We start from the raw sequence: 13,851 nt of genomic DNA on the forward strand, positions 1-13,851 counted from the left end.
GCATATTCGGAGTGCATAGATGAGCAAGTCATACAGAGCCTGGACCGGGTTGGGCCTTGGCCTGGCAATGATCTCTACCGGACTGGGCGCCTGCGGAAAGGCCGAAGCCCCTGCGGCGGATGCGCCCGCCGCGGCGACTGAGCAGACCGCAGAAGCGCCCGCCGACGTCGCATTTGAAGAGGCCGTCGAGGCCGTGGCGGCAGGCGGTGAAGGGGAGGGCGGTATCTCTCTGGCCCAGGCTGCGACCGACCCTGTCATCTATGGCTCTGCGCTGGCCGTTACCGAAGCTCACATTATCGCCGCCCGCGACGCTTATGCCCTCGGCGAAACTGACGCTGCAGCTGAAATGTTCGCCCACCCGGTCAGCGAAGTTCTGATCGAGCTGGAAGACCTGTTCAATGCGCGGGGGGTGACGCTGTTTGATGGCCTTCTGCTGGAGGCCTCCCAGGCGGCGATGTCTGGTGAAAGCGCTGAGCAGATCAGCGCCCGTGCAGACGCCATCATTGCTGCCTTGCGTGCCGCAGCAACCAAAGCGCCTGAATCGAGCCGCAGCCCGGTGTCCGTTCGCGCGGCCGTCGCAGCAGACCAGGCGGATCGCGCCGCCACGATGTACCGGATTGCGCGTGAAGCAGGGACTTATGAACCGTATCTGGATGGTTATGGCTTCCATAAAGCGGGCCTGGCGTTGTTCCAGGAACAGGAAGCAGAGATTGCTGCGGCCAATCCCGCAGGAGCTGCCGCGCTGACCGAGGCCTTTGCCGAACTTGCAAAAGCTTATCCGGACGCCGGGCGCCAGGCGGAGCTGAACGCTGATCTTTCGGCAATGACCGTATCTGCTTCAAACGCTGTGTTGGCCAACAGCCACTGAGGCAAGCAAGACACTTTGAAAGAATAAAAGGCAGGCCGGGTTCGCCCGGCCTGTTTTATTTGGCGCCGTAATAGTTGCAGAGCGTATCGATGATCGCCTGCGCAATGCCGGGCCGGCAGCGGTAATAGATCGTCTGCGCGTCGCGCCGGCTTTCCACCAGACCTGCCGCCCGCAATTTGGCGAGATGTTGCGAAACGGCCGACTGCGACTGCCCGGTCATGTCTGCCAACTGGTTCACAGGCTGCTCCCCCTCGCTCAGGGCGCACATGATCTTCAGCCGTGTTTCACTGGCCATCGCCTTCAATACGCTGGCTGCCTCGTGCACCCTTTCGGTCACAACGGCGACACCGCTTGCCTTTTTACGTCTGGCGATCGGCATGCAGGTATCTCCTTGGTCGGGCATAAGGGCGCGGAGCTGGACGTGGGGTGCTTCTGCGCCCCTGTCCAGCCCGGCACATGCTGAAAACTTAGACGATTCCGGCGGTTTGTGCGCCCAGCCAGAGACCGATCACGACGAAGAGCAGCGCAGCAATTATCCGGACAACATTCAGCGGCACGCGGGCGATCAGTTCATTGCCAAGCAGGACCGCCGGCACATTCGCCACCATCATACCCAGCGTCGTGCCCAGGGTCACCATGATGAGATCATTGAAACGGGCGCTGAGCGCAACCGTGGCGAGCTGTGTCTTGTCGCCCATCTCCACCAGGAAGAAAGCGACCACCGTCGTCACGAAGGCGCCAAACCGGGCAGGTTTGTCCTCCACATCGTCCAGCTTGTCCGGGATCAGGGTCCAGGCACCCATGGCGATGAATGACGCGGCAATCACATACCGGAACCAGTCGCCCTCCAGAAACGCTGCGGCCTGCGCGCCAACAAAGGCCGCCAGGAAGTGGTTTGCGAGCGTCGCAACAAGGATGCCCAGAATGATCGGCACCGGGCGCTTGAAGCGGGCCGCCAGGACAATCGCCAGCAATTGCGTCTTGTCGCCAATCTCGGCGAAGGCCACGACAGCGGTCGACGTGAATAATGCTTCCATCAGGATAGTCTCCGGGCCGGGCAGTTACGTGAGTCCAACGACATCGCATCCTCGCCCGGCATGGCAGGAAGCGACGTCATTGGTCTCGCCCGAACGGTATGACCGCTCCTTCCGCACCATGGCCTCTCGACCAAGCATGTTGACACGGAAACCCGCCTTTCGGCGGCTGGCTACTCCCCAGATGACCCGGCGCGATTAGCTTGGATTGCGCCCCTGCGCAAGGCCGGGCTGCGGTATTGCGCGCTCAGCCTTGAGGTCCACACGCAGCCCTGTCACAGATCGCGCGGACGCTTATGGTTGCGCACTGAAAGCGTATTTGTAATATTATTACACTTTGGGTCTGTAGTGACAGGTAGGTGTTGAGTGTCCAAATCTCTCGCGGCGTTTTTCCTTGCTCTCTTCCTTGCGGCTTGCGGCAGCGAAACCCCCTCAGACTCCGGCCAAGAGACAATCAGCCCACCGCCTATGCCGGAAGACGCTGTTTCACAAAGCTTCGAGCGCCGGTCTCCATCGCCTTATGTGGATGATCCGACGGTCGTCACTGCGCCTGAGTCCGGCGGTGAAAACGGCTATTGGGGTGTCAAGGAAGGTGAGGCGCTTCCCATTATCTGGGAAGATCTCATGCCCACCGGATCCGGCGAGGCCCTGGAGCAGGAGTATGCGGACTTCTACAAGGCGCTTGAAGCCCGCTACGCCAGCCAGGCGCCAGAGGCCGGGCTTGAAGCCATCGAAGAAGGCTCGGATATGGACTACATGCCCCAGCTCGGCAGTTTCGACACGGTGCCGGAACTGGACGGCATGCTGATCCGCATCCCCGGTTATGTGGTGCCATTTGACTTCGATCTCAAGAATGAACAGGCGAGCTTCCTGCTGGCGCCCTACATGGGCGCCTGTATCCACACGCCGCCACCACCGCCCAATCAGATCATCCATGTGGAGGCCGACCCTGCGGTCAGGATTGACGATATATGGGTCGCCTACTGGCTTGAGGGCACGCTGACAGCTGAGACGCAGGAGAGCGAGCTTGCTGCTGCTGCCTACACGCTGAAACTCACACGGATTGAGCCTTACGGCGTACCCTGAACGCTATTGAGATTGTCCTGACCTGAAATTCGAATATCCTGCGCCTTACTAGAAAGAGGGCGAGCATGCCCTGAAAGGGCTGAAGGCCGGCCAGGAGAAACCGCCATGTTGAGAGCGTTGATTGTCGTCCCGCTGCTGATCATACCGATCATCCTCTATCTTTTCGTGTCGATGTCAGCCGGAGAGGGCGGAACGGCCCTCAGGCTGCAAGCGAACCTTTTCAGCATAGCGATGATGTCGGGCGGAAGATGGGCATTTTCGCTGGGGGATTTTATCCTGCTGATTGGCCTGATCTTTCTGTTCATCGAGATATTGAAAGCCGCGCGAACCAAGAGTGATGCCATCGTCAATCACTCGCTCTCAATGGTGCTGCTTCTTTTCTGCGTTATCGGGTTCCTTGCGATTCCCGGCTTTGGAACATCGGTCTTCTTTCTCCTGATGGTCATGACACTGCTGGATGTTGTCGCGGGCCCAATCGTCAGCATCGTAGCTGCCCGCCGCGACTTTGGTGTCGGAGAAAACATCGGCGGCTAGAGGCGGGTCACGTCTCGCAGGACACATCCAGAAGCGGCCGGATTTGATCTTCCTCCCAGCCAGCCTCAGGATTGTCCAGGGTGGCCTGAACATCAAAATAGAGGCCGGCATTGCGGATCAATCCACACGACCAGGATTTGCCGGCGTCTTCGGTATCAAACTCGACGCTCTGAGAGAGCACGTTCAGCAACCGGACCTGATAAAACGGGTCGGTCGGGAATTGCTCAACCAGCTTTTCAAGAAGGGTAGCGGCTTCCTCGATCGCGACTTTCGCCGCCGGGAAATTATCTGAATTGAACTCTGCCGTCGCAAGTTTCTGCAACATGGCAGAGAGGCCTTCGGGCCCGCCGGCGTCTTCGGTATTCTCGGCCATGATCTCGCGCGCAAGCTTCACGGCCTCGATGGCGGCGTCCCGGCTTGCCGCAATGTCGCCCGCCAGGCGCAGAGCCGTTGCCATTTCACCCTGCGCCACCATCAGCTGGACTTTGTAATAATAGTTTTCAGGCGCTTCACTCAGTTGCTGAGAGCGCAGTGTTATCGCCGTGGTCAGCGGTTCCATCGCCTCTTCGCCGCGATTGTCATCAATCAGCAGCATCGCCTCCTGGCTCGCAAAATAGGCTTCCATCTCGGCGCTGCCGCCAAGGCGTTCGGCCATTTCCGGCGTCAGTTCGGTGCGCCATTGACGTACCTTCCCAAGCGCCTCTTCGGTGCGTTTCTCTGCGTCCAGAAGCTGCAACTCGTCTGTCCGGATGCTCCAGAAGTGTTTGAGGATGGGGCGCTCACCGTCTGGCCCAAGCGCCAATCCACGTTCAGCGAGCGCGAGCGCGCGGTCGTTTGCAGCGTGCGCGGCCGTCAGATCATTCTTGTGGTAATAGTTCTGCATTGTCAGCATACGCTCAACCATCAGCAGCTCGGCAATGGCCGTTTTATCTGCGGGGTTTCGCGCAAGGGCATCGTTGAGCGTCTTTTGCGCATCAAGGAACAGCGCCATGGACTGCTCGTTTTCGCCAAGATTGGCGATGCCCACGCCGCCATAGAGGTCGGCCAGGCGTGACGTGATGATGCCGACCTCGACAAGAACATCTTCCGGTGCAGTCTCATCCAGCTCAAGGCCGGAAACATAATCCCTTACCACGCCCGCCAGCGCTTTACGCGCCTCAAGAGAGCCGGAAATTTTCTGCGTTTCGTCATATATATCGAAGACCAGCGTGCGGCTGAGTTCCCGCGCCTGGGTAAAGCGATCATTGGCAACTGCCAGGGCCGCCTCTGCGCGGTTATATTGGACGACCGTCGCTGCCAGAGTGGCGCTCAATCCGATGATGACGGCCGCTATCGAGGCAACGGTTATCTTGTGCCGGCCAACAAACTTTCGAAACCGGTAAGCCCCGCTGTCACTGAAGGCAGACACCGGTTTGCCTGTCCGGAAGTTGGTGACATCTTCATTCAGCGCATCCACCGACGCGTACCGATCTTCAGGCTCATTGGCGGTCGCGCACTTGATAATGGCCATCAGCTCCGGCCGGGTTTCTCCGGACTTAAGCAGATCGGAGAGGAGTTTCCCGAGCGAATAGACATCCGAGAGGGTATTTGCGACGGCGCCGCGTGACCGTTCCGGCGCGGCATAGCCAGGCGTATAGCTCATGGCTGTCTTGCTGCCGGGCGCAGTGAAGCGGGCAGGGGCGGTTTGGTCGGGCGATTTGGAGATGCCGAAATCGATCAGCTTCACCAGCCCGTCCTTGTTGACCAGCACGTTGGACGGCGTGATGTCGCGGTGAATGATCAGGTTCTGGTGGGCAAACTGAACGGCGCCGCACAGGCTCTGGAACAGATCAAGCCGTTCACGGATCGACGCCCCCGTCCGCTCGGCCCAGCTGAGCACAGGTTCTCCATCCACATATTCCATGATCATGTAGGGAGAGCCGTCTTCCATCTCTCCGCCGTCATAGAGACGCGCGATATTCGGATGGTTCAGTGCCGCCAGAATTTGCCTTTCACGTTCAAACCGCTCGATCAGCGCTTCGGAAAGAACGCCCGGACGAATGATCTTTATTGCAACGGTATGGTCAAAATTCCCGCTGGCCCGCTCGCCCTTATAGACGGCCCCCATACCGCCCTGGCCAATGGTTTCAATGATCCGGTATGCGCCCACCCGTTCAGGTGCCTCAGGCTCAACAGCGTCATGCCGTGCGCCGCCGGTTTTCAATGCTCCCGGATGCGCGCGCTCTGTCGCCAGCAGCCCGAGAACGCGCTTCTCCAGCGCAGCGTCTCCGGCGCATTTGTTGCGCACCCAATCCTCACGCTGATCGGAAGGCATATCCAGTGCCTGGGAAAGCAGCTCCAGGGCAAAACGATCAATCGATCCGGTGCTCATCCTGCCTCGCTTCATTGAGGCAATCGAGCAGCCAGGCGCGCGCGGCGCGCCAGTTGCGTTTGATGGTTGCCTCAGACACGCCTCTGATCTCGGCAATCTCTTCCAGCGTCATGCCGCCGAAATACCGCAGCTCGACAATCTCGGCCTTCTCTTCATCGATGACGTTCAGACGGATCAGCGCCTTTTCCAGAACATCCATCTCGATCCGGTCGGCATTGCCATCCGACAGCCTCGAAATAAGCGTTACCTTCTGATGGTGGCGCTTGTCCGAACGCTTCTTGCGCGCGTGATCAATCAGCACCCGGCGCATCGCCCGCGCCGCGAGTGCCAGGAAATGCACCTTATCAGCCCACTCGATCTGATCCACACGCATCAGGCGAATAACAGCCTCATTCACCAGATCGCCGGTCGACAGCGACAGATTACGCTCCGAACGAATGAGCCCGGCAGAAATCTGGCGAAGTTCGGAGTAAAGCTGGGTGAATAGCTGGTCGCGGGCGGCAAGGTCTCCCCCCCGCCAAGCATCCAACAGCTGCTTGGCCGATATATCACCCGGTTGGCTCATCACCACCTCCCCGCCGAAACTGTCGCAAATTCCGTGCCGCCACAAGGCGCAAACCCGTTCTCAAATTTATTTTTCTGAACCGGTGACCGGAAATCCCGCGATCTCGCGCCTTCAACAATAGAAGCGAATTAGCTGAAGGCGCCTCCAATGGAACAGACCCTGCAACAGATCCCCCCCGAAGCGTGGCCGATCATCGAAATCCTTTTCAACGTCACAATGGCCGCCGCGGGCATCTGGCTGGCGCTCACCGTCTTCGTCATCTGGCGGCGCCATGCGTCCAACCTCACGCCGGTAAATTCGACCAGCAGGAACAACAAAGCTCAGCCTGACTTTCTGAAGGTGGACCAGAAAGCCCGGGCCGAGGCGATCAAGCGCGGGGACGCACACGAACAAGCGCTTGACCGGCGCGATGCAGAAGAGGCGCGGGCAGAGGCCCAAGCCAATTCGGTATCGCGCCGGGAGCCTCTGACCTTCACGCAGCGTCTGGCGGGTCTGGTGACGTTCATCATGTCTCTGTTCACGTTGCTCTCGATCGTCACCAGCTCCGTCTTCACGGTGAGCCGCATGGGCGACATGGTCGGTGAGTACACAGCTGTAGACCGCATCGTCGCCATCGTGATGGCCCATCCCATCGCCTTCTCCGTCTGCGCCGTGATCATTCTGGCTCGCATTTACACTCAATTCTTCATGACCGCTAAGAAGGAGGGCTGATCCATGGCCTCTATGCCTCTTGTCCTGACCGATCCGAACCTCCTTGCCGAGTTCGTGCGGGAAGCCGAATTCAAGACATTCTTTGAAAAGCGCTTTGCGACGCCTCCGGACCTTGCCGCCCTTCTGTTCAAGAATGGTCAGCTCATGGACAGTTTCCAGGGCGCCCATTTCTCCGTCGGCGGACTGGCCAACGCGATCAAGGGCGTCGTTGGCGGCTCCACACACATCGCCATCCTCTTGGCTGATCTCAAACCCTTCCAGGTCAGCATGAGCTTTGAAGGCGTCTCGCGCGACAATGTGGAGGTTGCCGGTCTTTGCACCTTTGACCTTCAACTCAATCCTGACAAACCCTCAAACATTCTCGGCCTCATGCGCGGCGTGGCCCGCAATGAACGGGAAGCTGAAGAAGAGGGCGATCTGCCCGGGCGCAAGGCGCTTTCCACACTCGATGTGCTGGAGCGTATCGCGCCGCATGTCTCTGACCGTGTGCTGGAAGCCGTCATCAGCCGGACTGACGCCGCCGACATCCGCGGCAACACCGGCATGCAGGACAAGATCCAGGCCGACATGATGAAAGAGGCCGAGCGCGTGCTCGGCGATCTCGGTGTCCTCGTCCGCGCCGTGTCTGTCGAATGGGCGCTCAACAAGGTCGAAATCGAAGCCTTCAAACGTGCGCAGATTGCCCGCGATCAGGATGCGCTCGACTATCAGCTTGGCCTTCTCAAGCGCGAAATGTCTCGCGAGGCAGACGCCACCCAGTTCAAGCTCGAAACCTCCGCAGACCTCGCCAAGGTCCAGAACGCGACAGACGACGAACTGGCGATGATGGTGCTTGAGAGCGAAGTCCGCTTTCTCGATGCCCGGGAAGCCGTCACGCGCCGCCATGAAATGGAAGTGCTCGCCCATGAGGTTGAAATCCTGCGCACCGAGCGCGCAGCGAAGATGGAAAACGAGATTGCCGACGCCGGCCATCTCATTGACCTGACCAAGGAAGCTTCGCGCCTTCGCAAGACTGAAATCGAAATCGAAGACCTTGATGCGCGCCATGTTCAGAACCTCAAGAAAATGGGGGTGATGACCGATCTGGAGCTGAACGAGCGCCGCCAGCGCATGGAGCTTGAGATAGCCCGCCTTGCGCAGGAGCAGGCCGCCAAGAATCTCGAGACCATGATGAAGCTCGAAGCCGCCGGCGATGACCGCGCCGCTGATCGGGGCATGCGTGTCAACAAATCCGAGACGGAGAACAAGGTCGCCCTCATGAAAGCCGAAGCGGATGCCCGCACGGCTCAACTGATGGCGGGTTCGAAGATGAGCCCGGAACAGATCCTGGCGATCAATGCCGGCCTCTCGCCCCATGTCGCAGAGGTTCTCAAAGAGCAGGCGCGGGCACAGTCCAGCAACAGCCAGGAATCTATGGAAATCATGCGGGAGCTGATCAAGGGTGCCTCCGATGAGCGCGCCGTCAGCCGCCAGCATGAACTCGACATCCTCAAGGCAGGCATGACCGGCGCCACCGGTGTCGCTCATGGCGCGGGCGGCAAGGAGGGCGGGGCCGCAGATACGTCCAGCAATGACGCCGCCAAGGTCGATTGCCCAAAATGCGGACGCTCGATGCCTGCCAAAGCCAATTTCTGCACCGGCTGCGGCCACAAGATGCGGACCTGACGTCCGATGCCTATTCCCTCGTCCCGTCCTCCAGCGCCGCAGCGCACCCAGTCAGAATGTTGCTACCGGTCGGCGCTTGACCGGGAAGCCACCTTCTGCGGCGATTGCGGCAAGCCGCTCCTGCGCTGCATGGCGTGCGAGGAATGCGCCGGACTGCTGGATGATCGTGGACTTTGCACAGTTTGTGTTGCGCCATATCTCCAGGTGGATGCGGGTGCATTAACGGCCGCAAAGGTCGGTAGCGCTGTGGCGCTCCCCATGTCGATCGGCAACCTCTCTGGTGTCGGGCGCCCGCTGTTTGTCACCGGGCTTTGGAGCCGCGAGGGCTCTGGCGCCTGGCGGGAGGAAAATCTGGGCTGGGAACGCCTGGATGCCGGCGAATCTCGCCCCATCAGCATCGTTGCAAACCAGATCGAACACGCCGGCGCCCATGGCCTGCAACTCCTCATCGCCCTGGCCAGCCGTTGGCGCTGGCGCCAGGAAAATTTCGCCTTCACCGCCAACCTCACTTTGATGGTTGAAGACGCCGGATCGGATAAAGGCCCGGTCGTCAATATTGGCGGCGAGAGCGCGGGACACGGGAATCTTGTCTACATATCAGGCAAGAATGACACGAAACCGGATGTTCAGCGGTCTGATGAAGCGGTTCAGCTTGCGCTCGTAAGAGCAGAGCGGGAGGAGCGCCGCCTCAGCCTTCGGGGTCTGGATGCAGACAATTGGATTCCCCGCAATGCTGAATTCATCTGGAAAGATTTCGGCGAGGGCGACGCGCCCTTCAACGGCCCGATCATGACGCAGGACGGCATGCTCGCCGCCGGGCGCAGCCGCACGCGCCGTCAGGGCGGGGAAGGGGATGTCAGGCTTCTGGTGTTTGATGCCGACGGCGGGCTGGATGAAACCGCCAGCCGCCTCATCTCCCGGCGCCACTTTGAACTCTATATTGAATCAGACCGCCTCATCCTTCGCGTAACGGCCGGTAGTGGCCTGCGCGTAAACGGCAACGCTTACGGAGAAGGCAAGACCGTTCGCCTCGCCGATGGCGATGTCATCGCGCCGATGGTTTCGGCGCCCGATACGCTCTGCCTTCGCGTCAATTTCCGCACAGAACATGGCAGCGCGCGCCAGATCACGCTTCAGCGCCTCGCCACAAACAGAAAATAGGGCTGCCTCATGACCAAGTGCAAAAATTGCAACGCGCAGATGGCAGACGGCGACCGGTTCTGCCCCGAATGCGGCGCCGACCAGCAGGGCGGCCGTATGGAGGCCCTGATGACCATAGGCGGGCTGGAAACAGTGGACTCTTCTCAGGTTCGCCCGAATGACCGGGGCGGAATGCCCGACATCGCTCCGGGGGCGGAGTTTGCAGGCCGCTATGTCATTGAAAGTGTCATCGGCAAGGGCGGAATGGGCGTTGTCTACCGCGCGCTCGACAAGCTGGCCGACAAGTCCGTTGCCCTGAAGCTTATCCGAGCCGACAGACTCTCCGGCCAGGGCGCGGTCAAGCGCCTGATCTCCGAAGGCATCACAACGCGCGACATTCGCCATACAAACATCGTCGCCGTGTATGATGTGGGCGAGGCGGCTGGCCAGCCCTTTGTCTCCATGGAGTTCATCAAGGGCCAATCCCTGCGTGACTGGCACCGCGAAAAGATCCGCCAGCGTCTGGATGTGCCCTTGCGCGTTGCCGCGCGCATCATCGCAGAGGTGCTTGACGGACTAGCTGCCGCGCATGCCGCAGGCGTCATCCACCGGGACCTCAAGCCCGAAAACATCATGCTCACCGAGGAGCCAACTGAGGCGGCGGCGCCTCTGAAAATCCTCGATTTCGGCATCGCGCGGGCCACATCTGGCGCAACCGATTCCGGCACGGGTACGGGTCTGGGAACGCCGCGCTACATGGCGCCCGAACAGGTCACAGCCGCCGACACGGCAGGCTCGGCGGCTGACATCTATTCTCTTTCGGTCATCTTCTACGAACTGCTCGTCGATGTTCTTCCTCAAGGCCATTGGCAGCCCCCCTCGGGTGGTCGCTCGGATGTGCCGCGCACGATTGATGAACTGATTGAGCGTGGCCTCTCCAATCGCCCCGCAAACCGTCCGCAGACGGCAAAGGACTACCGCAAGCAACTTGTCGACGCGGTGAATATCGGAGGCAGCTACGTCCCTCCCGTCAAGCCGGAGACAGAGCCACGGGAAGGCCTGAATGTCGGCCTGGTGAAATGGGGCAGTATCGCGCTGGCGGCCGTACTGGCCATCTTCATCATAGCGGCGATCGCTGGAGGCGGCGAGGAAGAAAAAATCGGACCCGGACCAGACCCTGTCAGTCCACAGTCAATGTATGCCGATCTCAACGGGCAATGGGATGATGGTCTGGGCAACCTCTATTCCGTAAGCGTATCAGATAACGGCGCCTTCAGCGGCGCAGGTCAGAGCAGCTATGGCTACACCCTGCAACTCTCCGGCCAGCTGAACGGCACCTCGGGCGAGTTCTCCCTCAACGCGCCCAACAGCGGCGGCCGTTATACCGGGCGTATGCAGTGGGATCGCGGATGCCATATCAGCTTCCAGACCTATGACATGTCCGGCTCGCTGGCCGGGCAGGGGCAAATGCACGTCAACCACGCGCCGGGGGCTCCGTGCCCTTCGTGACCCGCTCAACCCAATCTACCCCTTCACTCAAATCCTGAACGGAGAAGTCCTATGTCTGGTAACTGGTCTGGTTTCAGCCTGAATGGCTGCCGCTTCGAGAATAAACCCTCCGCCGCGCCCACCCTGAAGGCGCCAACCACCCGCCTGCCGGATCGCGTGGACCTCCGCGTCCATTGTTCACCCATCGAGAACCAGTTGAAAACGAACTCCTGCGTGGCCAACGCAGTCATCGGCGCGCTGGAGTTTCACCACCTGAAATCCGGCCGTGCCCTGACGGACCTCTCCCGCCTCTTCGTATACTACAACGCCCGCAAGCTGTCGGACTCGACCCATCTCGATCAGGGCAGCTTCATCCACCATGGCATGGCCGCCACCCTCGCTTACGGCGCCTGTGAAGCCGCGATGTGGCCCTTTGACGAATCCCTGGTCACCACCCAGCCGAATGAAGCCTGCTATCAGAACGCCCGCAATTATGAAGCCGTTCAATACGCCCGCACGCCGCGCGGTGTACCGGCCATGACCGCCCTTGCGCATGGCCTGCCCGTTGTGTTCGGTATATTCGTGCCCGGAGAATATTACGACGCGGCCGCGCAGGGCGGGCGTATGCCGCGTCCTGACCAGGTCGTGCCCCAGCGTCCGCCGTCGGGCCACGCCATGCTTATCGTCGGATACGACATGACCGAGCGCGCTTACCTCGTCCGCAACAGTTGGAGCGCCGGCTGGGCCGAGCAGGGCTATTGCTGGATACCCTTCGAGACCATGGATGCCTGGTCGATGGAGGAAGACTTCTGGGCCATCGGCGCCATCGAGGAAGCAAAAGGCTTCAGCCTCATGGGGCCTAGCCTGAACGACTCGATGAAAGGTGTCGGCGTCTCATCAGACCTGCTCGAAGCGCGGGCACAGAAGCTTGATGCCCTTCGTTCCGGCCTGAGGGGGCAGCTCAGCGGCAATCTGGACGCCGCCAAGCGCGATTTCCGCGACCGCCTGCGCGGGAAGTAAACCTTCTGCCAAACGGCAAAAGCCGGGCCGCGTTGAAACGCTTCAGCGCGCCTCGCCCGGTGTTTCGGGCAGATCCGTCACATTGCCGACATCCAGAACCGGCGACGCGTCAATGTCCGCCGCGCCAAGCAGCGAAACCAGCCGCACGAGCGCTGCGTTGATGTAGGCTTGTTCCCATTCGGGCAGGCGCGCGAAGCCCGTTCCAAACTCGGCCTGCAGCAAATCCGGCGCGCCAGACAGCGTCAGGCGTCCCTCAGGCGTGATCTGAACCATCACCGTGCGCCGGTCGGCGTCTCCCCGGTTACGCAGCACCAGTCCGCGCGCCTGAAGCTTGTCCAGCAATATCGAAATCGTCGCCTGTTTCAGGCCCGCCGCTTTCGCAAGTTCGCTGGGCTGCGCGCCGTCCCGTACCGAAAGCTCCTTAAGCACCACGAGTTGGGATGGCGTGAGGCTTGTATCGCGCGCGAGGGACCGTGAGTTCGCCTCCACCGCCTTGAGAATGCGGCGCAGAGAGATAAGGGCCGCTTCTGAGGGCTGATGCTTAGAATCGAGCGTGGAAATCTGAGGGATCATGGGCCCAATTTAGGCGATTTCTGTTGAAGAACAAATAATTTGATCGACGAAGTAAAAGCGGGAATGCATGGAACTAAAGAGGGTTTTAGGGGTTGTGAGGGTGCCGCACTGCTGGTGCCGGGGTTGACATTCTCTGGCAAATAGCAATTTGACGGTCAAAATAATAAACCACGGGAGCCGTCATGCCTGATGAGGCCACCACAACGAGCGGGACAGACATCGTCCCAGACCGAAGTTTGCCCGCGGGCGCTGCTGACATACAGATCGCGGCGCCGGGGCCAGAAGATGCCGCTGAAATTCATGCATTGATCGCGGCTTGTCCGCCACTGGATACGAATTCGCTGTACGCGAATCTGATCCAGTGCACTCATTTTGCTGATTCCTGCGCCGTTGCGCGCATGGGCGGGAAGGTTGTGGGCTGGATTTCCGGTCACAGGCCGCCCGAGAAGGATGACACTTACTTCCTGTGGCAGGTAGCCGTGCATCCTGATGCGCGGGGCAAGTCTTTGCCCAAGCGTATGTTGGGAAACATTCTTGCCCGCCAGGCCCAGGGTGGCATCTCCTGGCTGGAGACATCCATCACACGAACCAACGACGCATCCTGGGGCCTGTTTCGCAGTGTCTCGGGCTGGCTTTCGGCCCCCCTTCGGGAAGAGCCTTGGTTTGATCGCCAAACCCATTTCGGAGGTCAACACGACACCGAATTCCTCGTGACCATTGGCCCTTTCGAGGCGCCAGCGGCTTCTGGCTGACCCCTTCAGCCGACTGTAGAAATCAGAGCAAAAAAGGAGCCATA

General features: G+C 60.2%; 14 protein-coding genes. 9 read left to right on the forward strand and 5 right to left on the reverse strand.

All coding sequences use genetic code 11. The annotated features are described in order from the left end of the window. Nucleotides 1-19 precede the first annotated feature (19 nt). Entirely contained in the window at nt 20-868 is an 849-nt protein-coding gene (locus tag HNE_RS08025; protein ID WP_011646634.1) for a hypothetical protein, read from the forward strand. A gap of 55 nt (nt 869-923) precedes the next feature. Here HNE_RS08025 and HNE_RS08030 read toward each other — a convergent pair whose 3' ends face one another. Both HNE_RS08030 and HNE_RS08035 read right to left on the reverse strand, forming a co-directional pair. Next, entirely contained in the window at nt 924-1,247 is a 324-nt protein-coding gene (locus HNE_RS08030) for an ArsR/SmtB family transcription factor (protein WP_049755077.1), read from the reverse strand. 88 nt (nt 1,248-1,335) lie between these two features. Beyond that, entirely contained in the window at nt 1,336-1,905 is a 570-nt protein-coding gene (locus HNE_RS08035) for a TMEM165/GDT1 family protein (protein ID WP_011646636.1), read from the reverse strand. A gap of 465 nt (nt 1,906-2,370) precedes the next feature. Between HNE_RS08035 and HNE_RS08040 the strand changes: the two genes are divergently transcribed. Next, nucleotides 2,371-2,988 carry a DUF3299 domain-containing protein gene (locus HNE_RS08040; protein WP_049755078.1) on the forward strand — a complete coding sequence of 206 codons (618 nt, stop codon included), beginning with the start codon at nt 2,371-2,373 and terminating at the stop codon, nt 2,986-2,988. Between the two features lie 105 nt (nt 2,989-3,093). After that, complete coding sequence (locus HNE_RS08045) at nt 3,094-3,522, forward strand: hypothetical protein (RefSeq protein ID WP_011646638.1); 429 nt, start codon at nt 3,094-3,096, stop codon at nt 3,520-3,522. 7 nt (nt 3,523-3,529) lie between these two features. Here the strand turns inward: HNE_RS08045 and HNE_RS08050 are convergent, their stop codons facing one another. Continuing rightward, complete coding sequence (locus HNE_RS08050) at nt 3,530-5,893, reverse strand: serine/threonine protein kinase (RefSeq protein ID WP_035591822.1); 2,364 nt, start codon at nt 5,891-5,893, stop codon at nt 3,530-3,532. Next, complete coding sequence (locus tag HNE_RS08055) at nt 5,874-6,458, reverse strand: sigma-70 family RNA polymerase sigma factor (protein WP_011646640.1); 585 nt, start codon at nt 6,456-6,458, stop codon at nt 5,874-5,876. Before HNE_RS08055 ends, HNE_RS08050 begins: the two co-directional genes overlap by 20 nt. 147 nt (nt 6,459-6,605) lie before the next feature. Between HNE_RS08055 and HNE_RS08060 the strand changes: the two genes are divergently transcribed. From HNE_RS08060 to HNE_RS08080, 5 genes are read left to right on the forward strand one after another with little or no spacing between them, the layout of a single operon-like run. Further along, a complete protein-coding gene (locus HNE_RS08060) occupies nt 6,606-7,169 on the forward strand; it encodes a hypothetical protein (RefSeq protein WP_011646641.1) in 564 nt (187 codons plus the stop codon). 3 nt (nt 7,170-7,172) lie between these two features. Beyond that, entirely contained in the window at nt 7,173-8,834 is a 1,662-nt protein-coding gene (locus tag HNE_RS08065; protein ID WP_011646642.1) for a zinc ribbon domain-containing protein, read from the forward strand. Between the two features lie 6 nt (nt 8,835-8,840). Next, nucleotides 8,841-9,995: an FHA domain-containing protein gene (locus HNE_RS08070; RefSeq protein WP_011646643.1), complete on the forward strand. Its 1,155-nt coding sequence runs from the start codon at nt 8,841-8,843 to the stop codon at nt 9,993-9,995. Nucleotides 9,996-10,004: 9 nt separating this feature from the next. After that, nucleotides 10,005-11,483 carry a serine/threonine-protein kinase gene (locus HNE_RS17935; RefSeq protein WP_049755080.1) on the forward strand — a complete coding sequence of 493 codons (1,479 nt, stop codon included), beginning with the start codon at nt 10,005-10,007 and terminating at the stop codon, nt 11,481-11,483. Between the two features lie 51 nt (nt 11,484-11,534). Then, nucleotides 11,535-12,482, forward strand: a complete 948-nt coding sequence (locus HNE_RS08080; protein ID WP_011646645.1) for a C1 family peptidase — start codon at nt 11,535-11,537, stop codon at nt 12,480-12,482. Between the two features lie 42 nt (nt 12,483-12,524). Here the strand turns inward: HNE_RS08080 and HNE_RS08085 are convergent, their stop codons facing one another. Beyond that, nucleotides 12,525-13,055 (reverse strand): MarR family winged helix-turn-helix transcriptional regulator, encoded by a 531-nt coding sequence (locus tag HNE_RS08085; RefSeq protein WP_011646646.1) that lies wholly within the window; start codon nt 13,053-13,055, stop codon nt 12,525-12,527. A 182-nt stretch (nt 13,056-13,237) separates the two neighbouring features. On the opposite strand from HNE_RS08085, the gene ectA reads away from it, so the two are divergent. After that, nucleotides 13,238-13,807 carry a diaminobutyrate acetyltransferase gene (gene ectA, locus HNE_RS08090; RefSeq protein ID WP_011646647.1) on the forward strand — a complete coding sequence of 190 codons (570 nt, stop codon included), beginning with the start codon at nt 13,238-13,240 and terminating at the stop codon, nt 13,805-13,807. Nucleotides 13,808-13,851 lie beyond the last annotated feature (44 nt).

It is taken from the genome of Hyphomonas neptunium ATCC 15444, from assembly GCF_000013025.1.
GTDB lineage: Bacteria > Pseudomonadota > Alphaproteobacteria > Caulobacterales > Hyphomonadaceae > Hyphomonas > Hyphomonas neptunia.